This is a genomic window from Spirosoma aerophilum (assembly GCF_054782495.1).
The window spans coordinates 465,195-491,223 of sequence record NZ_BAAGSJ010000009.1; the positions used below are offsets into that span (position 1 = coordinate 465,195).

The following is a 26,029-nucleotide window of genomic DNA, read 5'->3' on the forward strand; positions in this document are numbered from 1 at the left end:
ACATCTATTATGAAAGATACTTACCGCAGTTTTTAGCGCATAATAAAGGAGATAAGTGGTTGATAATCAATATATAATTAAGAAAATCTTTTATCAAAACAACCACATTGCGTGTAACAGGCAACACACACAGATAACGCTGAATAGTTTAGTTCCCCCGAGCGTAGCAAACTTTAACCTAAAATCTGGCTACCCGTCAATACAGTTAATCGTTATACAACTTGCCACTACCTGTGATACGTTTTTTAATCGACCAAGCAAGGCCATTCACAAAGCCAATGGATAGGAAGTACCCATGTTTAGGCTAGATTCACTACTTTTGCGGCTAAGTTTTCGTATCGTTTTCAATCGTTTATAATCAAGTCTGATGGAAAAAATTAAAGTGGCAAATCCGGTTGTCGAACTGGATGGCGACGAAATGACCCGTATCATCTGGAAATTCATTAAAGACAAGCTGATCCTTCCTTACCTTGACCTTGACATTAAGTACTATGATCTGGGCATCGAGTATCGCGACGAAACCAATGACCAGGTAACGATTGATGCGGCTAATGCCATTAAAGAATATGGTGTCGGTATCAAATGTGCGACCATTACCCCCGACGAAGATCGCGTTAAAGAGTTCAACCTCAAGCAGATGTGGAAGTCGCCTAACGGTACGATCCGCAATATTCTGGACGGTACGGTTTTCCGTGAGCCTATCGTTATGAACAATGTACCCCGTCTGGTAACCAACTGGAAAGCCCCTATCATTGTGGGTCGTCATGCCTTTGGTGATCAGTACCGCGCTACGGATTTCCTGGTACCGGGCAAGGGTAAACTGACCATGAAATTTGAAGGTGAAGACGGTACCGTACTCGAATACGACGTATTCAACTTCCCCGGTGCTGGTGTCGCGATGGGTATGTACAACCTCGATGAGTCGATTCGTGGGTTTGCCAGAGCCTGTTTCAACATGGCCGTGCAGAAAAACTGGCCGTTATACCTCTCGACCAAAAACACGATCCTGAAAAAATACGACGGTCGTTTCAAGGATATTTTCCAGGAAATCTACGACGCCGAATTTGCCGGTAAAGTGCATTACGAACACCGCCTGATCGACGACATGGTGGCCTCGGCCCTGAAATGGGAAGGTAACTTTGTATGGGCCTGCAAAAACTACGATGGCGACGTTCAGTCGGATACCGTAGCGCAGGGCTTTGGTTCGCTGGGTCTGATGACGTCGGTATTGGTTACGCCCGATGGCAAGACGATGGAAGCCGAAGCCGCTCACGGTACCGTTACACGTCACTACCGCGAGTATCAGAAAGGCAACAAAACGTCGACTAACCCAATCGCGTCGATCTACGCCTGGACGCGTGGTCTGGCCTTCCGGGGTCAGTTAGATGGCAACCAGCCCCTGATCGACTTCGCCAACGCTCTCGAAGCTGTTTGCGTAGAAACCGTTGAAAGCGGCAAAATGACGAAGGATCTGGCCCTGTCGGCCTATCCAGCCGGCACGAAGCTAACGGCTGGTGAGCACTACATGAACACCGAAGATTTCCTCGAAGCGTTGAACGAGAATCTGCAGGCGAAACTAGCTTAATCCGAACCGCCCGTGCGGTTCAGACACGTGCCGCCCCATAGTAGGGCGGCACTTTTTTTACCTTTTGTCTCCAAACCTGTAATCGCTTTATGAAATACCTACTAACCATCGCTTTGCTGTCGTTGTTCGCGCTGACAACGTACGCGCATACCCCAATCGAGGAACCCCCTGTCAAAACAATGAAAAGCTCTTCTGTTCAGCACATTGTGCTCTTCAAGTTCAAGCCCGAGACAACACCGGCCAAAGTGAAAGAGATCGTAGCCGCTTTTGAAGCACTGCCGTCTAAGATCAAGGAAATCAAAGGATTCAAATGGGGCACCAACAACAGCCCCGAAAACCTGAACAAAGGCTTAACGCACGCGTTCATCCTGACCTTCGATAATGAGAAGGACCGGGATGCTTACCTACCCCACCCCGCCCACAAAGCGTTTGGCGGCATCGTTGGTGCGTGGCTGGCCGATGTGACCGTAGTTGATTTCACGGATCAGGCGAAATAAGACCGTACCTGACAGCATGACACCGGCCCCCGGCTTGCTGTCTGGTACAAACAAACAGAGCGATGCACTAAAAGGAGTGCATCGCTCTGTTTGTTTGTACCTATTTAACGTGAATAATGGGTTGGGTAATTTAGTTCAGACACCGTTTTGCTTCGCGTCGTGTAGAAAAGTTTTAACCACAGAGACGGTCCGCCGTTGCGGCACAAAGAGCACAGAGGTTTATTAGGGCACTTTCTTCCCCCATCAACCTCTGTGCTCTTTGTGCCGCAACGGCGGACCGTCTCTGTGGTTAAAACTTTTCTATTGCGCGAGTATTACGAACTTAAGTCGAGCTAATTTTAACACAGAGGCATCCATTATTCACGTTATTTAGTTACTCCTTCACCACTTTCCGGCTGGCCGTACCCGTTGGCGTTTGAATCTGGAGGAAATACATCCCTTTGGGCAGATGACTTACCTCGAGCGTGGCCGTTCGCTGGCGGGCCTGGATGGCCGGCTGAATGACCGTAGACCCGGTAATGGTCTGGAGCAATACCCGTTCGAGGGTTTCGGTACCGGGTAATTCAAGGGTGAGCGTAGTATTCACCGGATTCGGGTACACGACCAAGGCTTCGGACCAGAGCGGCTCACTACCGGTAACGGTCAGCACATTGAAGGATCGTTCGACATCGGTGGCCGCATAAAACAGATCGTTGCCCGTTTGAAAAGCCCGAATCGTCACCGTACCCGCTCCGATGAACTTCAGCGTCGACCCCGTCAGGGTGGCGGGGCCGCTTTTGACAGCGAAACTGACGGGCAAATTAGAGGAGCAGGTGGCGCTTAGGGTCAGGTCGCCCTGATTCGTGTAGCGGTCGGCAATGGCGTTGAACGTAATGGTCTGCGTGCTTTTGGCGGGCAGTGTTCGTGTGGCCTGGGTGTACCAGACGGGCCATTTCGCACTGGTGTACAGAACAGAAGCCGATCCCGACGGCGACAGTTTATCGGCACCCAGATTAATCACCGACACATCCTCCCTTGGCCCCGACGACTCGGTGCTGAACACCAGCCGGTTATCCAGCCGAGAGTAGCTCGGGAAGCCCAGCGTATTGTTCTTGTACACCGCTTTTAAAGTGCCCGTACTCAGGTCCGTAGCGACTACATAATAGGTATCGTCATTCTCATTCACATAGTCGAAGGCAATCACATCGGGTGAGTTTTTCGAGAACGATGGGTTGCCGATGCTTTCGCCTTCCTCCAGGTCGGAGAAGAGCTTCTCAATGTCGCCCGCAGCAAAATCAGCCGTTTTGTTATTCCAGACATTGATGAACCCAACATCCCAATAATCAAGGGCGTCGCCACTATTGTTCTGGAGTTCATTGTAGGCGTCGTAAACGATATTTTCGCCGGTAAAGTCCCACTCGAAGGAATCGGCATACAGCACTTCGCCCGTCTGAATTCCTTCGGTATAAGTCGGATTATAAAGCTTAAACTCGGCCCATTTCTTCTTGGCGTAGCTGTACACATAAATGGAGCCATCCTGATCGGCGGTAAGGGCAGCCAGTTTGGTACCGTCTTTGGAAATGGCCACATTGTCCCAGATCGTCTCGTCGGAGATGATCGTTTCGGTGGGCGTTCCCGTCAGGTTCACCGCCCGGATGCGCTTATCGGTCGTAACGTAATAGGCCGTTTTACCATCATCCGTAACACTCGGACGGTGGCGCATGCCCAGCGTCGACTTCAGATCAAATTTGGGTGTTCCCGCCCCAATGGTCGTTGAATAGAGCTTCGAGGTAGAGGCATCGGCTAACAGTAGAAAATCCTGCCCCGCAGCCACCGGCACGTCAGGTTGCTTACCGGGCGTCGACTGGGTTGTTTCGGTGATGCCGACCGCATCGAAAGCGGCTTTGGCAGCGGCTACTTCGGTACCGGTGGCCCCATACAGGTCACCAGCGGCTTTAATAATGGCCAACCGTAAATCCAGAAACTGCGAGGTACGAACCAGGTAGTTTGACAGGGCACGGTAGTACACTTTTTCAGCCTTCTCCTTGCTGACAGCCACCGCAAATTTATAGAAGGCAAAATTGACGATACCGCTGTTGATATGCACCCCGCCATTGTCTTCGGTGGTGTTTTCGTACTGCGTCATGGTGGCAGGCTGGTACCCGTTCGGATCTTTGCTTTTTCCACCCTGGTTCGGGTTCGAGAAACTACGTAACGCCCCCGACGGCAATATACTCGGGGTGGCGATATCTTCACCGACGGTCCAGTCGTCGCGGTCGATCATAACGCCAAATACATCGGCAAAGGATTCATTGATGGCTCCTGACTGGCTTTTGTACTGCAAATTAGCCGTATTCTGAATCACGCCATGCGTCATTTCGTGCCCTGCTACGTCCAGCGCACCAGCCAGCGGTTTAAATAGTTTGCCGTTGCCATACGCCATCACCTGTCCATTCCAGTAGGCATTATCGAGTCCTTTTCCATCGTCATCCACCACGTTGATAAGGGAGACAATCGTCGCCCCATTGCCATTCAGCGCATTTCGATTGAACGTATTTTTGTAGTAGTCATACGCAATGCCAGCGTTATAATGGGCAGAAATCGCCGTGGGGCTCCAGTCCGTATTGTTACTGGATGTTACCTGATAGATTTTAGGGTTATCACCCTTCACGTTCCTGGCATCGACGGTCCAGAGGGCACCCACCGGATCACCGGGCATTTTGGAGGTCGTGGCATTGAACATCGGCCGTGAGGCATCAATCAAATAATACGCACTGCCGCTCTGCTGGTACGTCTGCACAGACCGCGTCACCCCGTTCAAATCCTTACCGGATGCTTTAATGGGGCCAACAACCGTGCAGGTATGGTTATATTTATCCAGCACCTCGCCCGTTTGGGCATCGATGACGTACTCCCAGCGATCCAGCATATTGGGGCGCACCGTCAGTTGGTAGGCGAGTTTAGCCACTCCATTTTCGGCAAATACGCACAACTCGCCCTCTGTCGATTTCATCTTCAGAATGTTATCTCCAAACGACCGTACCAGCGACACCTTCCGTACATCGGCCAGTGCCCGTTCCGATGCGTCGGCCAGTGCCAGCCTGGGCGTTGTGGTCAGATTGTTGGGGATGGCCTGATAACGTCCGTTCAGAAGGGTCACCTCGCCATCTGTCAGGTGGGCCACCAGCTCGGCACCGAGCACCGGAACGCCCCGGTGGGTTTGCGTCAGACGAACGTGCGTTTGTCCGAGGTCGTCGGTTTCGGTGCGGGCCACGGTAAAATTCGACTCGGGATTCTCCAGCTTCAGCAGTCCGCGCACCTGCCCCATGAAGGCGAAGGTAGCCGAAGCAGCCGCGGCCGCCGAAAGCCGGGCACCGCTATTCCTGGCCGCATTCGTACTGGTTGTTTTCGCCAATTTCCGTTCGATGAACACCGGCAAACCCGTTGCCGAGTCATTGACAACGCGCAACCGCAGGGCCTCTATAGCCCGCCCGGCACCAGCCGTCGCCATCAGCGATTGACGGCCCGTGCGGCCTTTGGGTACTGGTATCACCACCGCATTGAGCCGGTTAGCCAGCCCCGCCAACGACAGTTTGCTTTTGTGTTTGGCCCCGAAACCCGGAGCGGACTGCTGAGCCAGGGCGCTGGTGGTCAGGAAAGTCAGGAAGAGGAGAAGTGGTTTCATAAGGGATTGGGAAACGTTTATGGTGCATTTTACCACCCCCAACCCCCTCCTTCTTTTAAGGAGGGGACTAAGTAACGGGGCACACTTCTGCATAGCCCCCTCCTGTTTTAGGAGGGGATTGGGGGTGGTATAGGACTTCACTTCAGCTTCGACACAGCGGGTATCATCGCCATGAACGAGTCATAGAATTTCGGGTAATTGGCGGGTACAGTCTTGCCGGCAGCACCCCAGGTAACGATATATTCCTGTTTGGCTTTTCGCCATCGAACAAACTTAAAGATGTTGCCGGGGTTGTCGAATTTAGTGGTCTTGATCCTGCACTTCTCTTCGGCAGCCGAAAATACCCGCTTTGTGTTGGCCGCTGTTTGCTGACCAATGAAGGTGAACGTGGTATCGCGGCTGCGCTTGCCGAAGAGCTTACCGTTCTCGAGCAGGTAATAGGCGATGGAGTAACCCGTAACCCCACCTCCGCCCCCCACCGCAATCTGCCGTCCGGTATACGATGCCGGTGTACCGGCCGTAGCGGATTGACGGACGACAGGCATTTTATCGCCCGCAGCCCGAATGCTTTGCCCCTGAACAAGTAATGTTGAGCTGGCCAGCAAGGCAATCAAAAGTATTTGTTTCATTAGTAAATAGTGAATGATACGTCGTTCGGGTAGGTGAAAATAAAATTAGTGACCGACAGCAGCCAAGGCTAGTTGTATGAGTCGGTATAAACACCGGATAAGACGGTAAATAAAGCCGCTCAGTCACTACTTCAGGGAGGGGTTGGCTGACCGTAGGTAGATGGAGCGAACGTAACCGACCGCCGGAAAGGTCCCCGATGCATCTTTACCCGAAACAGGTTATCGAAGTCGCCTGATTCTATTTTAGCCATCGTTGGGCTGGCCCCCAGTCCACGGGCAATTTCCAGAATGGTGTTGCTGTGCCCCACCACCAGCACGTTTTTCCCCCGTATATGTTTAACCCGTTCAACGATCGCGTCCGTTGGCTTACCTGGATAATCGACGATCTGAAGACCCACGCGTTTGGCAAGGGGTTGGGCCGTCTGACGGGTGCGGTAATAGGGCGTCGAAAAAATAGAGTCGATGCCTTTGTCGGCCAGCGTTTCGGCCAAAGCCGCTGCCCGGGCATAGCCCGCCGGGGTGAGGTCGGTAGTATCGGTTTCGTTTACCTTCTCGGCATGACGAACAATGTAAACGGTTGTTGTTGAGCAGGCGGTGGAGACGGCAATCAGCAAAATGAAAAGTGTAAAAAAACGCATAGTGTATAGATTTATGAGCTGTACCTACGGGTCGGGCCGCGTTCGGTTTCAACCCGTATTTGGCTTTTACACATTATACGGGTTGAAACCGAACGCGGCCCGACCCGTAGGTACGGCCTACAATGATACAAAAAAGCCCCCGGCCATACCGGGGGCACTTACTAAATGGTCAACGTGAGGGTATTACTACAACTCACGAACCCAAATGTTGCGGAAACCAACCGGGTTGCCGTGGTCCTGCAACAGGATTGGACCAGCACCGTGGGGCTGCACTTTTGGGTAGCCGATGTACTCGGTTGTACCGCGAATGGCGGCATGGTTCTGTACAAGGATGCCGTTCAATAACACAGTCACATAGGCGTAGTCGGTCATCATACCGGCCTTGTTGAAGCGGGGAGCCTGATAGATCACATCATAGGTCTGCCACTCACCCGGCTTGCGGCTTGGGTTCGCCAAGGGAATTGCCTGCTTGTAAATAGAGCCAACCATACCATCGACATACGTCGGGTTGTTGTAGTTGTCGAGCACCTGCAATTCGTAGCGGCCCTGTAAAAAGACACCACTGTTGCCCCGGCCCTGGCTGTTGCCTTCTACCTTTTCGGGTGTTTTGAACTCGAGGTGAAGCTGAAAATCATTGAACTCCTTTTTCGAACGGGCCGAGAACCCTTTGGTCGAATACATGATACCGTCCGTAACCGGCCATTTCAGCGGACCTTCGTTGGTTTTTTCCCAGCTGGAGGGCGCGTAGCCTTTGATAGCTACCCACTGGTCGGTGTTTTTACCATCGAAAAGCACAATAGCGTCAGAGGGTGGCGTTGTGCCGCTGGTATTGGCGGTAACGGTGCCGGGTGTAACAACGGGTGGTACAGGCTCCCATATTTCGGTCGACTCGGGAGTTTGTTTGCTGGGCTGTGTTTGTGCTACAGCCCGATTTGCCAGCGCGAGGCTAACAAGGCCAACGCAGACAGCCAGCGATACATGTACGTTTTTCATAGAAATGATTAGGGTTAATGCCTACGCATATTAAACGTTCAAAGATAGGGTAAATGTCAATTAGCACTCTTTTACATGGAAAAAATGTAATTTCGACCTTCAAACTTCTTTTCTCATTATCATGGTAACCCCATCCCGTACAGCCCGTGTCTCCTGGCTGCTGGGCGTGGGCTGGGCCGTTAGTATCGGATTGGCAATGGCCCAACCCGCTCCCGCGCCCGGCATCACGCTACCACTCAACGACTTGAGTGCGTTTTCTTCGCCAACCCCAAACTGGCGTATTGTCGGTAACGTTCGTGCTGACCTTAACAAAACCAACACGCTCACGACCGATAAAGGCACCGGTATTCTGGCCAATATTCCGTTGGCAAAAATGCCGGAGGATGCTAAAAATCCCTTCAAATACGATCTACTGACCACGCTGCAACATGGCGACGTAGATCTGGAATTCGATTACATGATGGCGTCGCAGTCCAACTCGGGTGTGTATCTGCAGGGCCGCTACGAAATCCAGCTGCGTGACAGTTGGGATATTCGCACGCCGAATGTGCATGACAACGGTGGGATCTATGAACGCTGGGACGACAAACGTCCCGAGGGTCAGAAAGGCTATGAAGGGCACGCAGCCCGTCAGAACGCCAGCCGTGCCCCCGGTTTATGGCAGCACATGAAAATCTCGTTTCAGGCCCCACGGTTCAGCGCCAGTGGTCCCGGCGGGGCACCGCAGAAGACCGAAAACGCCCGCATCATTCGTATTGAGCTGAACGGTGTTCCCATTCAGGACGATGTGGAAATGACCGGCCCAACGCGTGGCTCTTTGTATAACGATGAGAAGCCCCTTGGCCCCCTCCGCATCCAGGGCGATCATGGTGCCGTAGCCCTGCGCAACATCCGCTACGTCGCCTACGACAAACCACGGCCCGAATTACTGAATCTGAAATACGCCGTCTATAAAGGTAAATACGAAAAAGAACCGGATTACGACAAAACAGCTCCCGAATCGGAAGGCGCTACCAAAGTGCTCACGGCCTCGGTAAACCGTATTCCTAACGAGTTCCTGATTCGGTACACGGGTACTCTGCGCGTATCTGAACCCGGCGAATACCGCTTCAATCTCGGGGCTCCGGGGGGCGGTGGCATGCTCAAAGTCAATAACCAGGTGGTTGTAGCACCCGGTGGCCGGAGTGGAAACGGGAAAGCGACGCTGCCCAAAGGCGATCTGCCTTTCGAGTTGTTCTATTCCAAATTTATGGACTGGGCGCAACCGGCGCTTGGCCTTGCCGTAGCCGGTCCCGGCATTCGGGAATTCGTGATCAGCGAAGGCACGGGCAGCAACGGCGAGGAGGTCGACCCGATCATTATCGACGCCCCCAACAACACCGTTCTCCGGAGCTTTATGGATATGCCCGGCGAGCGGAACGCACAGGGGCGTACCCTTCGTGTTGTGCACGCCATTTCGGTAGGTAGCCCTGAGCAGATCCATTACACCTACGATCTGGATAAAGGGGCGTTGGTGCAGGTTTGGCGGGGTATGTTTCTGGATGCGACGCCCATGTGGCACGACCGGGGCGATGGCTCCTCGCGACCAATGGGTATGGTACAGCGACTGGGCGCCCCCGTACTTTTCCTGAGCAAGCTGGCCTCTCCGCAAGCCGCCTGGACGGCCGACACCACCGGCTCCGGCTACCGACCCAAAGGATACGTATTCGATGAAAGTGACCGGCCAACGTTTAAATACCAGAGCTATGGCTCGTCGGTAGACGACAAAGTTCGGGTGCTGCCCGGCGGGAAAGGTGTTCAGCGGGAAGTGACCATCGCCAGTCCGGCGAGCGATCTGTATGCCCGGTTGATCAGCGGAGTCTCCATTACCCCATTAGACAATAACACGTATCTCGTTGACGGACAGGAATACCTGCGTATCGACGATGTAGCCGGAGCCAAACCCGCCATTCGCGATGCCAATGGCCGGCAGGAGTTGATTGTTCCGGTTAAGGGCAAAGTTATTTACTCAATCCTGTTTTAAACGTATAGGAACGCGGCTTGAAGGGATTCGACAGATATAAACAGATAAAATCCGTTTTGATCCGTTCCATCCGTGTTCCCATCCATCATCCGATGAAAAAGCTATTTATATCTCTATTGGCCACAGCCTCTCTCACGGCGGCTATGGCGCAGGAGTCGCCGAAGGAAGAAGATTTCTTCAAGATCCTGAAAGTGACGGCTCCCGAAGGGACGTTGCTCGAAGTGGGCGGCTTAACGACACTGCCCGATGGCAGCGTGGGCGTTGCTACCCGGCGCGGTGATGTCTGGATCATTGAAAACCCAACCAGCCGCAAGCCGTTTTTCCGGAAGTTTGCCTCGGGGCTTCACGAAATTCTCGGACTCACCTATAAAGACGGTGCACTCTACTGCGCCCAGCGCGGGGAACTGACCAAACTGATCGACTCCGATAAAAACGGGAAGGCTGATATTTTCGAAACGGTGTATGCCTGGCCACTGTCGGGGCACTACCATGAATACAGCTTCGGACCGAAGATTGCGCCCGACGGCAAGTTTTTCGTAACCGGCAACGTAGCCTTTGGCGACGAAGAATGGTGGCGGGGCGAAAGCCGTGTCCCCTGGCGTGGCTGGACTATGAAAATCAGTGAGAACGGCACCATGCAGCCCTGGGCTACCGGCATGCGTTCTCCCTGCGGACTGGGTATTTACGAAGGTGAACTCTTTTACACCGACAACCAGGGCGAATGGATGGGCTCCGGTGGTGTTTTCCACGTTAAAAATGGTGCCTTTACGGGTCACCCGGCGGGTTTACGCTGGACGGGCATGGCCAACTCACCCGTTAAGCTCACGACCGAACAATTCGTTGCCAAGATTGATGAACGTCGTCGGCGGGATGAAAACGGACGGGCTATCAAACCCGAGAACGTGGTCAACGAAACGCCTACCTTGCTGTATGGCCTGAAAGAAATGTTCCCGAGTGTGGACGTTCAGACACCTGCCGTTTGGTTACCTCATGGCATTCTGGGTATCTCGAACTCCGAAATCCTTCAGATTCCGGATGGTGCCTTCGGACCTTTTTCCGGACAGTTGCTGGTGGGCGACCAGGGGATGAGCAAAATCTCGCGCGTGTTCATGGAAAAGGTGAACGGCGAGTATCAGGGCGGTGCCATCGAATTCCGCAACGGATTCCGGTCGGGTGTACTCCGCATGGCCTTTGCCAAAGATGGCTCGCTGTTCGTAGGCGAAACCAACCGGGGCTGGGGTTCGGCCGGGGAAGCCAATGATGGCTTGCAGCGGGTAGCCTGGAATGGTGCCATGCCGTTTGAGATGCGTACCGTGAAAGCCATGCCCGATGGGTTCGAGATCGAATTCACCAAACCCGTCGACCGCAAAACCGCCGAAGATCTGGCCTCCTACCGGGTGGAGAGTTTCCTGTACAAATACCACGCAGTGTACGGTAGCCCGACTATCAACAAGGAAGCGTTGCCGCTTAAAGGGGTGAAAGTATCGGCCGATGGAATGAAAGCCCGGCTTATCGTTGCCGACCTGCGGAAGTACTACATCCACCAGTTGACGCTGGATGGCGTTCGTGGCGTTGAGGGGTCTTATTCGCTCGTTCACCCGATCGCGTATTACACGCTGAACAACATTCCGACGGGCGAGAAACTGGCCATGAGCGAGGTGAGCACGAAAAACTCAGCCGCTACACCAGCCGCCCCAACTGCTGCACCCGTTACGGCCCCGGCAACGGGCAAAAAAGGCACTCCGGCTAAAGCCACAACGGGAGCCAAACCAAAACTGGTAGAAGGCCAAGCGGTAACGATGGCTAAAGCGCCTACCTACGACCAGGTGAAAGGTTTACTGACCCGCCATACCTGTTCGGCCTGCCACCAGGCCAACAAACGGCAGGTGGGTCCGGCTTTCGCCGACGTGGCCAAGCGTAAATACACCAACGACCAGATTGTAGAGCTGATCTATAACCCCAAGCCTACCCACTGGCCCGACTACGCCACCGAGATGCCGCCCATGCCGCAGGTTCCCCGACCTGACGCACTGAAGATTGCCGCCTGGATCAACTCACTGGCACCCGCTAGTGGCAGTGCTGCTGGTGGCAGTGAATCGGCCGACGCGCCAAAGCCGTAATTGGTTTCGATATATTGGTTAACAGACAAGGGCTCTCACGAGCCCTTGTCTGTTATAATCCGGAGCGGTACGACAATACCCGCTCGTTCGACGGCAAAGGACGGTGCCGCCCGAGCGGCTACTAGTTGAGATTGAAGCTCATACGGTATGACTCGTACATGACTATTAATAAACCCACCTGCATAAATGATCCTCTGACTCATTGCGCTGACTGATAGCAAGAGAGACCATCGAACCGATTCCTTACCAATTATATTTTTCTTTATTTGGTAAATGCAACATTGTTGCATTTACCAAATTATTACCTACATTTGCCTGTCGTTATCGACATCAATGACTTGAACAGAAGCCATTCAGCTAAATGGGTTTGTCATCACAGCATGACCACGGTTTCTACCCGCTTTTACAAAATCGAAGTGTATGAATGATAACACGGGTTATGAGGTAATTATCATTGGTGGTAGTTATGCCGGGCTGGCCGCGGCCATGGCCCTGGGGCGTTCGCTGCGGACTGTACTTATTATTGATAGCGGACTGCCTTGCAACCGACAAACACCCCTTTCCCATAACTTCATTACCCAGGATGGGGAAAAGCCCGGCGTGATTACTCAAAAAGCAAAAGAGCAGGTTCTTCGCTACAGCACCGTGACCTTTCTGAGTGACTTAGCCATCAGCGGGCAGAAAAATCAATCCGGCTTCACCATCACCACGCAGTCGAATGGATCATTCCAGGCCAGGAAGCTGATTTTTGCATCCGGCATTAAAGATATTATGCCCGATATCAAGGGGTTTGCCGACTGCTGGGGAATCTCGGTGATCCATTGCCCTTACTGCCACGGCTACGAATTTCGGGGGCAAAACACGGCCCTGATCGCCAATGGTGACCGGGCGCTTCACCTGGCGTCCCTGATCAATAATCTGACCCCTAAACTGACCATTTTGACGTCCGGTAAAGCGGCCTTTAACTCAGCGCAACTGGTGAAACTGACCCGGCACGGAATCAGCATTGAAGAAGCTAAAATTGTTGAACTTGAGCACCAAAACGGTCACCTAAACAAGATCCTTTTTGAGGACGGCCATAATCGGGACTTCGATGCTGCTTATGCGGCTATCCCATTTGTGCAGCATTCAGATATTCCGGTTTCATTGGGCTGTGAACTGACCGAACAGGGTTATTTTTACGTGGATGCTTTCCAGAAAACCACGGTAGCCGGGGTGTATGCCTGTGGTGATTCCACGTCCATGATGCGGTCGGTAGCCAGTGCCGTTTCGAGCGGCAATTTGACCGGGGCCATGCTCAATAAAGAGCTCATAGATGAGCAATTTTAAGTAAAACTAGATGAGCAATTTTAAATAAAACGGGAATAGGCTACGTATGATACTTGGTGAAGCTGGTTATACTTGAATGAATAAGTTGGCCATAAGTGCAATTTATCATCCCGGCAAAATGCCAAATCTACCGTTAAAAATAGACATTTAAGGCCGGTGAACCTGGGGCCGTTACGGCAGTTCTTTAATGGCCAGATGGCGAAATTGAATGGCCGCGTCGGGGCGCCAGCTACTTAAGGGCATACCGCTCCCCGCTGCCGCCGAATACACCGCCGTCCAATGGCACTGCAACCCAATCATACCCTCTGTTGCGCCGGCAATGAAGTCATTTTTGGGTTCTGTCACATCCCACATCTGCGCCCCATTGATCCATAATGTCAGATGTGGGACTTCACCCTCCATACGAATCCGAAACGAGTTCCAATCTCCGGCCCGCCAGACTTTCCCCCAATCCAGCGCCTTAGCCCCAACACTCGGATTGATCCGTTCACCCAATAAGTCGCCTGTATTACCGGGCAGGACCAATTCAATCTGGTAAGCCGAGCCCCCTTCGTTGGAGCGTAAAAACAGACCACTATTGCAGAAGGAATCGAGCTTGACTTCGGCATAAAACTCAAAGGATTTGTAGCGCTTATCGGTCAATAAAAGACCGCCCTGCCCATACGGCTTCTCTTTCCCCACGATGACGCCATTCTCTACCGTAAAGCTGGGTGTTGTCCCCTGGTGCGTGGTCCGGCTGATGTGCCAGCCCCGGAGGTCTTTACCATTGAAAATGGGCTTAAAGCCTTCAGGAATTTTACCTACCTGACCTCTTGCCAACCCACTGACTACCAGAGCCATCAATAGAAAAGTAATTCTTCGAAAAGACATAATTTATTTGATTTTAACCAAGTTATTTGACTTCCATCACTACCCGAAAACCTACATCGTAGCCGCTGCCCGGCCCACCAGCATGGGTCAGATAGGTCGCATTCTTTACGTCGCCGTAGAAAGGAGCGCCTTTCAACACGTGCTCTTTTCCTGATTTAGGCGGTTTAGAGTCGGCAAAAATCTTTTCGTTATAGTAGTCCTGCACCCATTCCCAAACGTTCCCCAACGTATCATAAAGCCCCCAGGCATTGGGTTTTTTGGTACCGACCGGACTGGTTGTCTGGGTGGCAATGACGGCACTGGCCCGGATAGCGCTCCAGGCTATATCGTCTTCAGCACCGGCACGAGCCGCATATTCCCATTCAAATTCGGTGGGTAAGCGGTAGGTGTGTTCTTTATCAGATGCATTGAGTTTTCGGATGAAAGCCTGAGCATCCTGCCAGGTTACGGTCTCAACCGGATGCTGGTCGGCATCATCCTGAACTCGCCCTCCCTGAAAAGTGGATGGGTTTGCCCCCATCACTTTTTTCCACTGGGCCTGAGTCACCTCAAACTTACCTATATAATAGGGTTTGGGCAGGGTTACCCGAAAGCCGGGCATGGCATCTTTGCGGGCCAGTTCCTCTGCCAGCTGATAGTCTGCTTCTGGCAGACGGGGCGGGGCGGGCCGGGCAACGGGGGATGGCCCAGCCTGGCTCGTAGGCGGTGGGCCGCCAAAACTACCAAAACCGCCCCGGTTGACCGTTGGCTGAAACTTGCCGACGACCATACTGCCGGGTTGAATAAGAATGAACTCGATGCCCTGCGGACTGGTATAGGTTGGTGCCTGTGCATACAGGTTGAATCCCCAAAGTACGCCCAGTAGAACAAGGCTAATTCGGTTTCCAGACATAGTTGAATTCTATTAAGGACGATAACTGATTCACTGACGACAGCGTCTTGATGCGCTCCGTTGAGCAGACGCCCGACTCCCCTATAATTGTACGTATTGTCGGACCGTATTTTATGGATTACAGGCTGCTGCTGTCACGTTCAACAAAGTAGCCAGAAAACCCCACCGGTTATTGATGGTGTAAAGAGCCACTCAACCCGTGAACCTACTATAACTAACCGACACACCACCTGTTTACAACCAACTGAAAGCCAATGCCCAATAACATCAGACAGCTAGTATAAACTGGCCTTTATCACCGATTCGTTGCCGCGTTTCCTGGGTAATATAGCGGCTTTGGTCGATTTGTTGCGGCTGGTCCCGGTGGCAGAAATAGCTGTGAATGCTGCGCCGGTCGTTATCGGTCAAGTTGGTGGTACCTCCGTGCCAAACGTGCGAGTTAAAGATAAAGACCGAACCGGCGGGCGCGATGATCCGAATTTCGTCAGGGTGTTTTTCACTCGGGTCAGCCATGACCTGGTCGGGTAAACGATTCAGTTTATGGGTTTTCGGTACGATGCGCGTAGACCCATTGGACTCGGTAAAATCGTCTAACAACCAGATGCTGTTGCAGACCTGATAAGCCCCATTAACCACCGTATTTTTCCAGTCGACATGGAGTTTTTGATGTCCTTTGCCCGGTTTGGCGGCCCGGTAGTTCAGTGACGACAGCTTGTAGTGCTGTCCCAGAACGGCTTCGATACCCGCCAGCACGCGTGGGTGGGTGTAAAAGACATCGAAAACGTACCCCTTATTGACCAAATCGGCCAACCGGTCAGCCCCTTCTTCTTTAGGATGGCGGATGTATTTGGATTGCGCCAGTTCATGGCCGACTTCTTCGCCTTCCGATGCCAGCAATTGGCTTATCCGGTCATTAACCTGTTCCACCTGTTCGGGGGTCAGCAGTTGCCCTATATTCAGGTAGCCGAAGGTGTCTAAAAAATCGATTTCCTCTTGGGTAAGCATGGCCAGCTGGTTTGATAACCGGATTGTGTTGCTAAACGATTAAGGCCGAAAACCAGCTCATTTACTTCATTTTTCTCTTACGTCAGGTACGGTGTGGGGCAGGCACTCTGGAAATTTCGATCTATCTTATTAACTATTACCGGCTAAAACCGACCCCAAATCAGGCCCTGGCAAGTAGAAAGCTGGTTTCCAATAGTTGCTCAGGGCCATTAGCCGTATGTGATTAAAAGTAGCTGACAGCTACTTAAAAATCAATGCCTTACAAAATTCCTCTACTTGAGATGATGGATGCTTTATCATCCGGGCGTCTGAAGCGATAGCATCGATATTATTTCTAATTCTTTTTACTGTTAAAGTCCGTGATTGTCTTTCCATCATAACGAGATACTCCGTTCAGTGACCCAAACCAAATACTGCCATCATTGGCTTCGCGTATGCCAAAAAGCATTCCTTCATTTGCCCTTATTATAGTGGGCACCCCGGTATTAGTAGATAAGGAATGGGCATTAAATCGGGAAAGGAGCCAGCCCTTTTGACCGCTAACACCCTGTAAACCAACACTAAAATTCGATTTATTATCACTATCTGAACTAGTCCAGATGTTTCCTTTTTTATCCTCGTAGACATAACCAGCAAAAGCCACTATGAAGTTGGCGAACGAACGGCCGTCATAGCGCCAAAGGCCATCGTTACCAGCGAGCCAGATGGCCCCTTTTCTATCTTCGATAATCGTACGAACATTTGTAAAGGGTTTACCGTCCTTTTTCCTGAATACGGTAAATGTATGCCCATCATACACGAACGTATGGCTTCTGGTAGCGAACCAAAGCTTCCCGGTTTTGTCTTCAATGATAGAATTCACTTCGTAAGGGGGTCTTTGCGAAAAAGTCTCCCCGGTCCGGTCTTCATCCATCGAATCTCCATTTATGATATAGTTCCGAAAGGATTTTCCATCATAACGACTGGCTCCTCCAAAAACACCAAACCAGATATCCCCTTTTTCATCTTCATAAATACTGCCAACATCATTATTGAGAAGACCATCCTTTATGGTAAAATGCTGAAAGGAATGTCCATCGTACCGAAAAACTCCTGAGCCTATAGAGCCGAACCATAAAGTCCCTTTTCTATCTTCCAAAAGGGAGAAGAAGCGGGCTGAGCTCACGTTGCTGGTTATATTGGTAAACGACTTTCCATCATATCGAAAAATCCCATCGAATGCAGCAATCCACATATTGCCCTTCCGGTCTTGTATGATATTTCGGGTTATCGCTTTAGGTCCGTAGGAGGTAATTACCTCGTTATTTTCCGACTTTGTCCTTTCTTTTGAGATGTCAGCTTTACCTTGTCCTTTAGAAGCAGTGTAAAAAACGGCCATCAATAACAGTGCATATACAGGTATGTATTTCATCTTTTAGATACCATTGATTTGCAGCAATCTACACGTCTTTATAGTGGTATCTAACTCAAGTCTTGTAAAAGAATGTTACCAAAACGTAAAAGTAGCTTTACCTGTGGGCTGTGGACTCTCCTCCCAGGCATTGAACATGATGACGAATGCAGACACAACTTCATCGTGGGGGTGACTTATATCACGGAGTTATTTATCGCCTGGTATTCGGTCAATGAATTTGAACGGTTCGCCTTTCTCAATCGAGCCACGGGACCCTACTGGTGGGCTTATGCCACCATGATGACCTGCAATGTCATTACGCCCCAGCTGTTCTGGTCAACGCCCATCCGGCGGAGTGTTGTCTGACCGTAGTGGTCAACATCGGTATGTGGTTCGAGCGGTTCGTTATCATTGTTACCTCGCTCCACCGCGACTAGCTGCCTTCCAGCCGGGCCATGTTTCATCCTACCCGCTTCGACATTAGCGACTTCCTGTTTACAATGGGTTTATTCTTTACGCTGTTACTGCTTTTTGCCAAATTGCTGCCCGTCATCAACATGGCCGAAGTGAAAGCGATTCTAAAATCTTCCTCGGAGAAAGTGCCCCAACTTACGCAAGAGCGTTCTCAGCAGGGGGGTACTCCTGATCTGCCAATTACGGCGGTAGCCATCCCACCAGGAAATATCCAAAGGAACGACGCTGGATAAGTTGATGGGCAGATCGGCTTTTTCACATATGATTAAGTTGTTTGCGGGTCTCATTTCAAAATAGGCGAAAGCATGGGCGCGGCAACTTGAGTCACGACCACTAACCAAAGATGCCTCCTGCGAGACCCTGTTGCGGAATCCATAATTCATGCTACGGTGCGTTTGATTTGCCTGACTCCGTCATGTGAGGGAGTCATTGATTTTGATTGGACAGTCAATACATTTCGAGATAACAACACCTTGCCAATGAGCTGCTAATCAAGTCAATGAATCACAAAAATACAGTTTTTTAGTGACAGGCTGAGTGGCAATAAAGTAAAGCAAACATCACATAGGATCATATTCTAAATGTGACACCTTTACTTATTTAAGTAAATATGCAAACCCAGCATCCCTATTTCTACTCACATACCTGATAGAGCAGCGTTGTCTAAATATGGCCTATCCGGGTGAGTTCATGGCCAGTTGGATTATCGCTAAACGCCGGAGCCGAATTTTCCTTTCTTCATCTAAAAGGCAATCATATAGTCTGTGTTCTTGTCTTGTATTACCCTCTTTTTTTAACTGACAACGTTGACTTCATGTCTACTGGTTCTGGACGATCGTGTAGATGACTGCGTGATGCTCACGTATTTGATCAAGGCACTTTTTGGCGAGCGCCTTTTGCTGGTTTGCACTATCAACCAGACCGACTTTCTGGCGCATCTGTCCCAGGGGGAACCACCAATCAGCCTTATTCTGCTGGATTACCATTTACCCCTACTACGGCTACGGAGTTGATCCCCTACATTCGGGCCCAGGCCGGCATGGAAAATGTTCCGCTGGTTGTTTGGTCAGCGCAGGCGAATGCTCAGGAACAGCAAGCCTGTTTAGCCCAGGGAGCCAGCGAATACCTATCTAAATCGGCGGGGGTGGATAAGCTAGCCCAACAACTCTACCAATTAGTGATCCGGTACTTACCGCATCTTTCCCAAGTCGATGAGGCCCAGGCCCCAGAATAACGAACTGTGGGCAACCTGGAGCAGCTTACTGTTCCCCCAGTCTTTTAAAGACTTCCCATCAGGCTCCGGGAATAGCGGCTTTTCACGTTAATATCACGACTGGACGTATCCGTCAAAAACACTCATCCAGAGGCAATTAGCAGCTCATAGGCCCAAGCTTTTTTGAGAAAAAAGTTAATCCAGAACACTATGTGGGTTTTCCTTCCCCTGAATGGCTTCGAAGCTCAGATTACCGGACCCGTATCGACCTGGTTACGTATGTCTGCCTGACGCCAGGCTTTCCTACTGTACACTATCACGCCTAAACCAACGGCAACGGCAAGGCCAAAGCAAATCAGCAACGTTGGTAAGGAGTGAATGGCCAGCTTAACATACACAGTTAGCGCGAAATAAAACAGGCCCAGATACGCCCACCGATGCAGGCTCATAAGCGGGTAGGTATCAAACACCAGAGCTGGCGAATTAGGCAATACAGCTACTTTAATGCGGCCCCAATCCCACAGGAGTAGATATATATTGGCCAGTAGCATCAAAAACGTAATGAGGGGTGTTCCACCGAAAGAGTACGAAATGGTAATAACGAATATGTTGAGAATAATCGGCAGGAACATCATAGCCCCCAGGGTGCTCAGGAGCTGTGTCATTAACAGAAGCCCGGCAATTAGCTGCCCCCAGCCCAGAAATTTCCAGTAAATACCTGATTGATAAAGCGTTTCAAAAAAGTGCCAGCTGTCGTTTATAGGCGCATTGGCCCCCGAATCGGTCGTAAATCGCTTCCCCTGAATCTTGACAATACTGGCGAAGACAAACGCACCCCCAATCAGATAGCGGAGGTAAATAGTAAAGAGTTGACTGAGCAGCTGTTGTTTGAGTTTTGTCAATATAAGGAGTTGGGCACTCATGAGTAGGCCGGATTTGGGTTTGGCAAAAGTCCTGATTAAACAGCTTTCGTCCCTAAGGGTAAGCAAAAATTGCCTTTTTTCTGCTATGTTTAAGTCCGCCAACCAACAAACAAATCGGCCTTATGAAACTTTTCTTCATGCCTGCTCTGCTCCTGGCCCCCTCCCTGCTTTGGGCGCAAACCGGGACTTATACGCTCAACGGGAAATTGCCCGCCTACAAAGCACCGGCCAGAGCATACCTGCGCTATATGGACAACGGAACCGCCAAAATGGACTCGGCCCAAATTCAGAACGGGACGTTTTCATTCAAAGGAACCATCGACAATGCTACCCAGGCGACCGTACTGGTCGATAAAGCAGGAACGGGCCTGAGCCGGACCCGCCCCGTAGCGTCAGCCAACTTCTACCTTGAACCCGGTACCATTGCCCTGACCAGTGCCGATTCGCTGGATAATGCCGTGTCCAGCGGTACCCCCTTAAATGCAGACTATCAGAAACTAACGAACATGCTCAAGCCAACATCGGCTAAAATGGCGTTGTTGATGAAGGAATATCGGGCAATGACACCCGAACAAAAGAAATCGAAAGAGCTGGAAGAAAGCCTGGATAAACGCTACGAGGCCATTGAAGCCGAACAGAAGAAAGTAAAGGCGCAATTCATTAAGGAAAACCCTAAAAGTCTGGTTAGCCTCGATGCCCTGCAACGGTACGACTACGCCCCCAACTACGCCGAAGTGAGTCCTATGTTCAACGCATTATCCGACGACTTGAAGAACAGCAAATCGGGCCAGGCGTATGCGAAGTTGCTGGCCACAGTTAAAGCAACATCCATTGGGTCCGTAGCTCCCGAATTTACCCAGGCCGATACGTCGGGCAAGGCCGTTTCGTTGAGCAGCTTCCGGGGCAAATACGTGCTGGTCGACTTCTGGGCCAGCTGGTGCGGTCCCTGCCGGGCCGAAAACCCGAACGTAGTGAAGAACTACCACCAGTATAAAGACAAAAACTTTACGGTGCTCGGCGTTTCGCTGGATCGGCCCACCGCGAAAGATGCCTGGCTGAAAGCCATTCATAAAGACGGGCTGGACTGGACCCAGGTGTCGGACCTGAAATTCTGGGACAACGAAGTAGCGAAGCAATACGGCATCCGGGCCATTCCGCAGAACTTCCTGATTGGTCCCGATGGAACAATCGTCGCCAAGAATGTTCGGGGTGAGGAACTAGGCAAAAAACTGGAAGAAATCCTGACCGCCAAACCCTAACCGGGAACCGCCTACATTTATATGCTTCATCTACCCGCAACGTGTGTAAGCCATTGCGGGTAGTTTTTTTAATGAACTTCATGATGTCACCCACCGAAAACGCCATAAAACCGGCAACGCAGGAAAAATTTGAACACCTCTGGCATCTGGTGGGCAACACGCCCATGCTGGAGTTATTTTACACCGACCAGGGGAAGCCCCGTTCGATCTACGTAAAATGTGAGCATTATAACCTGACCGGCAGCATGAAAGACCGGATGGCGCTTCATGTACTGCATCAGGCTTATCGGGAGGGCAATATTCAACCCGGTGACCGTATTGTGGAAGCCACCAGCGGAAGTTCGGGCATTGCCTTCTCGGCGGTAGGGCGAGCGCTGGGCCACCCCGTTACGATCATCATGCCAGCCGGTATCAGCCAGGAACGTATCGACATCATCCGGAGCCTGGGAGCCGACATTGTTCTGTTCACCAAAGAAGAGGGTGGGTTCATGGGTGCCATTCGCCGGTCGGAGGAGTTGGCCGCCAGCGACCCGCTCGTTTTCCTGCCCCGTCAGTTCGCCAACAAATACAACGCCGACGCACACCGGCTGACAACCGGCAAAGAAATCTGGCTGCAACTTCAGAGTGTCGACATTACGCCCGATGCGTTTGTGGCGGGTGTCGGTACCGGTGGAACGGTCATGGGTGTGGGGCGGTATCTGAAATCCCGCAAACCCGACATTCGTATTCACCCGCTCGAACCCGCCGAATCGCCAACCTTGTCGGTGGGGTATAAAACCGGAACACACCGGATTCAGGGCTTTTTCGATGAATTCATCCCGGATATTCTCAAGCTAAACGAACTGGACAAGATTGTGCAGGCCAACGATGGCGACTCTATCCTGATCGCGCAAAAACTCGCCCTTCAACTGGGCGTCGCGGTGGGCATCTCGTCGGGAGCCAACCTGATCGGAGCGATCAATTTACAGCGTGAAATGGGACCCGACGCCCGCGTAGTGACCATTCTGTGCGACAGCAACAAGAAATACCTGAGCACCGATCTGGTACGGGAAGAGCCTCTGAAGCCGGGTTACGTCGCCCCCGATATCGAGTTTACCGATTACCGCCCCATCAGCCGACTGTTGGTAGGAAGACCAGGGGTGTTTTAAGTTAAGTATCGTGGGCGGAAGCCCCACGCGTCCTATCCAACCCCTCCCCTTAAAAAAAGGGGAGGGGCTCAGTAACGGGTTGCCTTTTTGTAGCCCCTTCCTTTTTTCAAGGGGAGAGATTGTGGTGAGTTACTACGGTACACACAAAAGCCGCCCCTGTTTTTAGCAGGAGCGGCTTTACATTTTAGGTAGAGAGGAAGGTGAGTGGTTATGTTACTTAATGGCCACCTGGCGGCTGGATACTTCCGGCCGTTGGGTCGACAGGGTTATGTTCTGCGTAGTCGTTTCAACACCATTGCTAATCTCTACTTTGTAAACACCGTCGGGAAGTTCGTCCAGATTCAGACGGGTCCGGTATTTGCTTTCGTTTTTACCCACACGTTGGGTGAATAATACGCTGCCGTCGGCACTTTTTAGACGAATTTCAACCGTACCACCGGTTTGTTTATCGAGACCAATGTTCAGCTTACCATCTACAGAGGTATAGATACCCGTCTGGTAAGATACGGCCGCTGCTGCAGGACGACCACCGGGATTAGTTTCAGCAAACGAAGCTACCGATGTGATGAAACCTAAAGAGAGAGCTAATGCGAGTGATTTGACGAGCGTTTTCATGACTTTTATGTTTTTCTGTTTCAGTTTAAAATCTAGTCGGGTTATTCCCGATTGGTGAAACAAAGATATAGGTCACAGCCGGTACTATGCATTACAAACTACTAGAACGGTCAGGCAACTTGATGAGTGGCGGGAAAATAAGGATGACTGATTGAACGGTTCCGGGATTTACTACCGCGTCAGTAGACCGGCATCCAGCACAAACTGTGACCCGGTTACGTAACGGGCTTTATCGGATACCAGAAACAGCACCATTGCCGATACGTCTTCCGGCTCTACCCAAGGCACGGGCAGCAGATTTCCCGCCGAGCGTTCGGCGATTTCCTGCGTGGTAGTGCCTTCCAGTTCGGCCAGGCCGTCGTTCATGGGTGTGTTAACGCCCGTTGGGTGAATGGAGTTGACGCGAATGTTATACGGAGCCAGTTCAATAGCCCATGACTTCGTCAGGCCGACGAGTCCCCATTTGGAAGCCGCATAGTGGCTCAGGCGATTCATGCCCCGCAAACCCGCAATGGACGAATTGTTGAGAATTACCCCGGACCGCTGCGCCATCATGACCGGAATAACTCGTTTAGCGACCAGCCATGCCCCTTTCAAATTAATGTCGAGCATGGCGTCCCACTCTTCTTCCGGTAATTCGTGCACCAGCCCGTACGCACAGATGCCTGCGTTGTTAAAAAGAATATCAATTCGTCCCAATTTATCCGTTGCCTCATTAACAGCTTGTACTATGTCAGCATCCCGCCGAACATCGCCCTGTGCGGTCAGACAGGAGACGCCGAATGCTTCCACTTCACGCTTTAGGGAATCCAATTCGCTTTCTGAACCGAGGGCGTAACCGGGATAGGCCATTGGTTTGGCCAGGTCGAAAGCAACAATGTGAACGCCTTCCTGAGCTAACGCCAGGGCTACAGCCCGCCCCTGCCCGTGAGCAGCTCCGGTAATAAACGCTACTTGACCGTGTAGATCAGCCATGGGTATTGATGGGGTTTTCGGCAGACTGAGTTAAGGGAAGATAGGGATACAGGTATTCATCGATGTCGACATTGAGCACGTTGTTGAACACGTTAGTGGCGATCATCTGCCCGGCAAAGGCGACGAGAACAACGATCTGCTCGTCGGTAAACCGATCGGCAATGGGTGCGTACAGGTTATCCGGCACCTCGCCTTTATGCTGGGCTATGGCGCTGCCGAAGTTAATAAGCTGTTGCTCCTCATGGGTCAGTTAAAGATCTTCGGGACGTTCGCCGTTGTCGATAATGATCCGCCGGAAAAAGGTGGTACAAACGGGGCAGTCGGAACCCTCCGAAATGGCGTGTGCGTAGAGATACGCCAGTCGGCCGCCCACAAGGGCTTTCACTTGTTCATAAAGCGGGTACCACTGCATGTAAATCTGGAAGGACAGCAATGACCGCCCCAGCGTAGCTTTCATATTCGTGATGCGGCTACCGGCATGGTCGGCAACGTGCGCATCAAAAGCGGCCTGCACATCAGGTGTCGCTTCGTTTTTGGGGAGTGGGGTAATTCGAGGCATCCGTCAAGCTCAAATAGGTTGGACCGAATAAGTTGGACCGCATAGGTTGGACCGCTTTACAGCACACGCAGCCGCTCGGCGGCTTGTTGCAGCACAGCGTCGTCTTTGGCAAAGCAGAACCGCAATATCTTATAATCGTTCTTCTGGTTGTAAAATACAGAAACCGGAATCGACGCCACGCCAATCTCTCTGGTTAACCGTATGGCCAGGTCATAATCCGGCTCGTCGGTGATGGCGGCATACGAAACGGTTTGAAAAAAACTGCCCTCGGCGGGGGTGTACGTAAAGCGCGAGCCTGCCAAACCCGCCAGAAAAAGGTCGCGTTTGCGCTGGTAGAAATCAGGCAGCTGCTGATAGTGTGCCGGTTCTTTCAGGTAATCGGCCAGCGCGTATTGGATGGGAGTAACGGTGCTGAACGTCAGGTATTGATGGACTTTCCGAAACTCGGCACTCAATTCTTTCGGAGCCAGGCAATAGCCGATTTTCCAGCCCGTAATATGAAACGTTTTACCGAATGAACCCACCACAAACGTCCGCTCCTGAAGTTCGGGGTGGGTCATGAGCGAGTGATGGGTCCGTCCATCGAACAGAATATGCTCATAGACTTCATCACTTACGATCCAGATAGTGCGGTCGCGGACCAGATCGGCCAGTTGGTTGAGGTCGTCTGCTGTCCAGACATGCCCGGTTGGGTTATGGGGTGTATTGACCAGAATCAGTCGCGTTCTATCCGTTATTTTTTCACGAACGGCCTGCCAGTCGATGGTGTAATCCGGAGGGGTCAGCGTAACGTAAATGGGTACCCCTCCATTGAGTTCAATGGCCGGAACGTAGCTATCGTAGGCTGGTTCCAGCACGATCACTTCATCCCCGGGACGCACGACGGCCGCTATAGCGGCAAAGATGGCTTCTGTCGCCCCGGAAGTGACCGTCACTTCCGTTTCGGGGTCGTAGGCTACGTTGTATTGGGCGAAGGTTTTCTGGGCCAGGGTTTCCCGCAGGGCCGGAACACCCGTCATCGGCGCGTATTGATTGAAGCCATTTCTGAGATACTTCTCAACCAGCGATACCAGTTCGGGCGAGCAGTCGAAACCAGGAAACCCCTGCGATAAATTGATCGCACCCGTTTCGGTCGCCAGCTTCGACATGACGGTAAAAATCGTGGTGCCTACGTTGGGCAGTTTAGAGGTAAGTGCGGCTCTGGCTATGGATGGGATACTCATTA

The 26,029-nt window shown here is 51.7% G+C and carries 24 protein-coding genes and 1 pseudogene; 11 read left to right on the forward strand and 14 right to left on the reverse strand.

Annotated elements, in window-relative coordinates; all coding sequences use genetic code 11:
• Positions 1–367 precede the first annotated feature (367 nt).
• Both ACYVK4_RS09650 and ACYVK4_RS09655 read left to right on the forward strand, forming a co-directional pair.
• Positions 368–1,585, forward strand: a complete 1,218-nt coding sequence (locus tag ACYVK4_RS09650; RefSeq protein WP_461127285.1) for an NADP-dependent isocitrate dehydrogenase — start codon at positions 368–370, stop codon at positions 1,583–1,585.
• 89 nt (positions 1,586–1,674) lie between these two features.
• Complete coding sequence (locus ACYVK4_RS09655) at positions 1,675–2,082, forward strand: Dabb family protein (RefSeq protein WP_461127286.1); 408 nt, start codon at positions 1,675–1,677, stop codon at positions 2,080–2,082.
• A 373-nt stretch (positions 2,083–2,455) separates the two neighbouring features.
• On the opposite strand, the gene ACYVK4_RS09660 is transcribed toward ACYVK4_RS09655, so the two are convergent.
• The 3 genes from ACYVK4_RS09660 to ACYVK4_RS09670 all read right to left on the reverse strand — a co-directional run bounded on the left by ACYVK4_RS09660 (position 2,456) and on the right by ACYVK4_RS09670 (position 7,013).
• Positions 2,456–5,746: a M4 family metallopeptidase gene (locus tag ACYVK4_RS09660; protein WP_461127287.1), complete on the reverse strand. Its 3,291-nt coding sequence runs from the start codon at positions 5,744–5,746 to the stop codon at positions 2,456–2,458.
• Positions 5,747–5,883: 137 nt separating this feature from the next.
• Positions 5,884–6,375, reverse strand: coding sequence for an FAD-binding oxidoreductase (locus tag ACYVK4_RS09665; protein ID WP_461127288.1), 492 nt, complete (start codon positions 6,373–6,375; stop codon positions 5,884–5,886).
• 131 nt (positions 6,376–6,506) lie between these two features.
• Positions 6,507–7,013, reverse strand: coding sequence for a SixA phosphatase family protein (locus ACYVK4_RS09670; protein WP_461127289.1), 507 nt, complete (start codon positions 7,011–7,013; stop codon positions 6,507–6,509).
• A 13-nt stretch (positions 7,014–7,026) separates the two neighbouring features.
• On the opposite strand from ACYVK4_RS09670, the gene ACYVK4_RS09675 reads away from it, so the two are divergent.
• Positions 7,027–7,191, forward strand: coding sequence for a hypothetical protein (locus tag ACYVK4_RS09675; RefSeq protein ID WP_461127290.1), 165 nt, complete (start codon positions 7,027–7,029; stop codon positions 7,189–7,191).
• Between the two features lie 8 nt (positions 7,192–7,199).
• On the opposite strand, the gene ACYVK4_RS09680 is transcribed toward ACYVK4_RS09675, so the two are convergent.
• A complete protein-coding gene (locus tag ACYVK4_RS09680; protein ID WP_461127291.1) occupies positions 7,200–8,006 on the reverse strand; it encodes a 3-keto-disaccharide hydrolase in 807 nt (268 codons plus the stop codon).
• 121 nt (positions 8,007–8,127) lie between these two features.
• Here ACYVK4_RS09680 and ACYVK4_RS09685 point away from each other — a divergent pair, with 121 nt between their 5' ends.
• From ACYVK4_RS09685 to ACYVK4_RS09695, 3 genes are all read left to right on the forward strand, one after another.
• Positions 8,128–10,029 carry a family 16 glycoside hydrolase gene (locus tag ACYVK4_RS09685; protein ID WP_461127292.1) on the forward strand — a complete coding sequence of 634 codons (1,902 nt, stop codon included), beginning with the start codon at positions 8,128–8,130 and terminating at the stop codon, positions 10,027–10,029.
• Between the two features lie 92 nt (positions 10,030–10,121).
• A complete protein-coding gene (locus ACYVK4_RS09690) occupies positions 10,122–12,149 on the forward strand; it encodes a c-type cytochrome (RefSeq protein ID WP_461127293.1) in 2,028 nt (675 codons plus the stop codon).
• Between the two features lie 420 nt (positions 12,150–12,569).
• Entirely contained in the window at positions 12,570–13,478 is a 909-nt protein-coding gene (locus ACYVK4_RS09695; RefSeq protein WP_461127294.1) for an NAD(P)/FAD-dependent oxidoreductase, read from the forward strand.
• 171 nt (positions 13,479–13,649) lie between these two features.
• Here the strand turns inward: ACYVK4_RS09695 and ACYVK4_RS09700 are convergent, their stop codons facing one another.
• From ACYVK4_RS09700 to ACYVK4_RS09715, 4 genes are all read right to left on the reverse strand, one after another.
• Positions 13,650–14,348 carry a 3-keto-disaccharide hydrolase gene (locus tag ACYVK4_RS09700; protein WP_461127295.1) on the reverse strand — a complete coding sequence of 233 codons (699 nt, stop codon included), beginning with the start codon at positions 14,346–14,348 and terminating at the stop codon, positions 13,650–13,652.
• Positions 14,349–14,370: 22 nt separating this feature from the next.
• Positions 14,371–15,240, reverse strand: a complete 870-nt coding sequence (locus ACYVK4_RS09705) for a formylglycine-generating enzyme family protein (protein WP_461127296.1) — start codon at positions 15,238–15,240, stop codon at positions 14,371–14,373.
• 267 nt (positions 15,241–15,507) lie between these two features.
• The gene (locus ACYVK4_RS09710) at positions 15,508–16,245 is read right to left on the reverse strand and encodes a phytanoyl-CoA dioxygenase family protein (RefSeq protein WP_461127297.1); all 738 of its coding nucleotides are present in this window, start codon (positions 16,243–16,245) and stop codon (positions 15,508–15,510) included.
• Between the two features lie 334 nt (positions 16,246–16,579).
• Positions 16,580–17,656: a ligand-binding sensor domain-containing protein gene (locus tag ACYVK4_RS09715; RefSeq protein WP_461127298.1), complete on the reverse strand. Its 1,077-nt coding sequence runs from the start codon at positions 17,654–17,656 to the stop codon at positions 16,580–16,582.
• A 162-nt stretch (positions 17,657–17,818) separates the two neighbouring features.
• Here ACYVK4_RS09715 and ACYVK4_RS09720 point away from each other — a divergent pair.
• From ACYVK4_RS09720 to ACYVK4_RS09730, 3 genes and pseudogenes are all read left to right on the forward strand, one after another.
• A pseudogene (locus ACYVK4_RS09720) lies at positions 17,819–18,345 on the forward strand (hypothetical protein); the annotation flags it as partial.
• Positions 18,346–18,918: 573 nt separating this feature from the next.
• A complete protein-coding gene (locus ACYVK4_RS09725) occupies positions 18,919–19,125 on the forward strand; it encodes a hypothetical protein (RefSeq protein WP_461127299.1) in 207 nt (68 codons plus the stop codon).
• Positions 19,122–19,346 (forward strand): hypothetical protein, encoded by a 225-nt coding sequence (locus tag ACYVK4_RS09730; protein WP_461127300.1) that lies wholly within the window; start codon positions 19,122–19,124, stop codon positions 19,344–19,346. The genes ACYVK4_RS09725 and ACYVK4_RS09730 overlap by 4 nt, the downstream gene beginning before the upstream one ends.
• A gap of 224 nt (positions 19,347–19,570) precedes the next feature.
• On the opposite strand, the gene ACYVK4_RS09735 is transcribed toward ACYVK4_RS09730, so the two are convergent.
• Positions 19,571–20,248, reverse strand: coding sequence for a hypothetical protein (locus ACYVK4_RS09735; RefSeq protein WP_461127301.1), 678 nt, complete (start codon positions 20,246–20,248; stop codon positions 19,571–19,573).
• Positions 20,249–20,370: 122 nt separating this feature from the next.
• Between ACYVK4_RS09735 and ACYVK4_RS09740 the strand changes: the two genes are divergently transcribed.
• Together ACYVK4_RS09740 and ACYVK4_RS09745 are read left to right on the forward strand one after the other, a co-directional pair.
• On the forward strand, positions 20,371–21,507 hold the full coding sequence (locus tag ACYVK4_RS09740; protein WP_461127302.1) for a redoxin domain-containing protein: 1,137 nt from the start codon (positions 20,371–20,373) through the stop codon (positions 21,505–21,507).
• Between the two features lie 80 nt (positions 21,508–21,587).
• A complete protein-coding gene (locus ACYVK4_RS09745; RefSeq protein ID WP_461127303.1) occupies positions 21,588–22,655 on the forward strand; it encodes a PLP-dependent cysteine synthase family protein in 1,068 nt (355 codons plus the stop codon).
• A 213-nt stretch (positions 22,656–22,868) separates the two neighbouring features.
• Here ACYVK4_RS09745 and ACYVK4_RS09750 read toward each other — a convergent pair whose 3' ends face one another.
• From ACYVK4_RS09750 to ACYVK4_RS09770, 5 genes are all read right to left on the reverse strand, one after another.
• Positions 22,869–23,270 carry a hypothetical protein gene (locus ACYVK4_RS09750; protein ID WP_461127304.1) on the reverse strand — a complete coding sequence of 134 codons (402 nt, stop codon included), beginning with the start codon at positions 23,268–23,270 and terminating at the stop codon, positions 22,869–22,871.
• Positions 23,271–23,441: 171 nt separating this feature from the next.
• Positions 23,442–24,245: a mycofactocin-coupled SDR family oxidoreductase gene (locus ACYVK4_RS09755; protein WP_461127305.1), complete on the reverse strand. Its 804-nt coding sequence runs from the start codon at positions 24,243–24,245 to the stop codon at positions 23,442–23,444.
• Positions 24,238–24,432 carry a hypothetical protein gene (locus ACYVK4_RS09760; RefSeq protein ID WP_461127306.1) on the reverse strand — a complete coding sequence of 65 codons (195 nt, stop codon included), beginning with the start codon at positions 24,430–24,432 and terminating at the stop codon, positions 24,238–24,240. Before ACYVK4_RS09760 ends, ACYVK4_RS09755 begins: the two co-directional genes overlap by 8 nt.
• Before the next feature lie 63 nt (positions 24,433–24,495).
• Entirely contained in the window at positions 24,496–24,804 is a 309-nt protein-coding gene (locus ACYVK4_RS09765; RefSeq protein WP_461127307.1) for a hypothetical protein, read from the reverse strand.
• Positions 24,805–24,860: 56 nt separating this feature from the next.
• Positions 24,861–26,027, reverse strand: coding sequence for a methionine aminotransferase (locus ACYVK4_RS09770; protein WP_461127308.1), 1,167 nt, complete (start codon positions 26,025–26,027; stop codon positions 24,861–24,863).
• Positions 26,028–26,029: the final 2 nt, after the last annotated feature.

Coding starts and splice junctions, on each gene's coding strand:
- ACYVK4_RS09650 (WP_461127285.1), top strand. CDS start 368: ATGGAAAAAATTAAAGTGGCAAATCCGGTTGTCGAACTGGATGGCGAC.
- ACYVK4_RS09655 (WP_461127286.1), top strand. CDS start 1,675: ATGAAATACCTACTAACCATCGCTTTGCTGTCGTTGTTCGCGCTGACA.
- ACYVK4_RS09660 (WP_461127287.1), bottom strand. CDS start 5,746: ATGAAACCACTTCTCCTCTTCCTGACTTTCCTGACCACCAGCGCCCTG.
- ACYVK4_RS09665 (WP_461127288.1), bottom strand. CDS start 6,375: ATGAAACAAATACTTTTGATTGCCTTGCTGGCCAGCTCAACATTACTT.
- ACYVK4_RS09670 (WP_461127289.1), bottom strand. CDS start 7,013: ATGCGTTTTTTTACACTTTTCATTTTGCTGATTGCCGTCTCCACCGCC.
- ACYVK4_RS09675 (WP_461127290.1), top strand. CDS start 7,027: ATGAGCTGTACCTACGGGTCGGGCCGCGTTCGGTTTCAACCCGTATTT.
- ACYVK4_RS09680 (WP_461127291.1), bottom strand. CDS start 8,006: ATGAAAAACGTACATGTATCGCTGGCTGTCTGCGTTGGCCTTGTTAGC.
- ACYVK4_RS09685 (WP_461127292.1), top strand. CDS start 8,128: ATGGTAACCCCATCCCGTACAGCCCGTGTCTCCTGGCTGCTGGGCGTG.
- ACYVK4_RS09690 (WP_461127293.1), top strand. CDS start 10,122: ATGAAAAAGCTATTTATATCTCTATTGGCCACAGCCTCTCTCACGGCG.
- ACYVK4_RS09695 (WP_461127294.1), top strand. CDS start 12,570: ATGAATGATAACACGGGTTATGAGGTAATTATCATTGGTGGTAGTTAT.
- ACYVK4_RS09700 (WP_461127295.1), bottom strand. CDS start 14,348: ATGTCTTTTCGAAGAATTACTTTTCTATTGATGGCTCTGGTAGTCAGT.
- ACYVK4_RS09705 (WP_461127296.1), bottom strand. CDS start 15,240: ATGTCTGGAAACCGAATTAGCCTTGTTCTACTGGGCGTACTTTGGGGA.
- ACYVK4_RS09710 (WP_461127297.1), bottom strand. CDS start 16,245: ATGCTTACCCAAGAGGAAATCGATTTTTTAGACACCTTCGGCTACCTG.
- ACYVK4_RS09715 (WP_461127298.1), bottom strand. CDS start 17,656: ATGAAATACATACCTGTATATGCACTGTTATTGATGGCCGTTTTTTAC.
- ACYVK4_RS09735 (WP_461127301.1), bottom strand. CDS start 20,248: ATGAGTGCCCAACTCCTTATATTGACAAAACTCAAACAACAGCTGCTC.
- ACYVK4_RS09740 (WP_461127302.1), top strand. CDS start 20,371: ATGAAACTTTTCTTCATGCCTGCTCTGCTCCTGGCCCCCTCCCTGCTT.
- ACYVK4_RS09745 (WP_461127303.1), top strand. CDS start 21,588: ATGATGTCACCCACCGAAAACGCCATAAAACCGGCAACGCAGGAAAAA.
- ACYVK4_RS09750 (WP_461127304.1), bottom strand. CDS start 23,270: ATGAAAACGCTCGTCAAATCACTCGCATTAGCTCTCTCTTTAGGTTTC.
- ACYVK4_RS09755 (WP_461127305.1), bottom strand. CDS start 24,245: ATGGCTGATCTACACGGTCAAGTAGCGTTTATTACCGGAGCTGCTCAC.
- ACYVK4_RS09765 (WP_461127307.1), bottom strand. CDS start 24,804: ATGCCTCGAATTACCCCACTCCCCAAAAACGAAGCGACACCTGATGTG.
- ACYVK4_RS09770 (WP_461127308.1), bottom strand. CDS start 26,027: ATGAGTATCCCATCCATAGCCAGAGCCGCACTTACCTCTAAACTGCCC.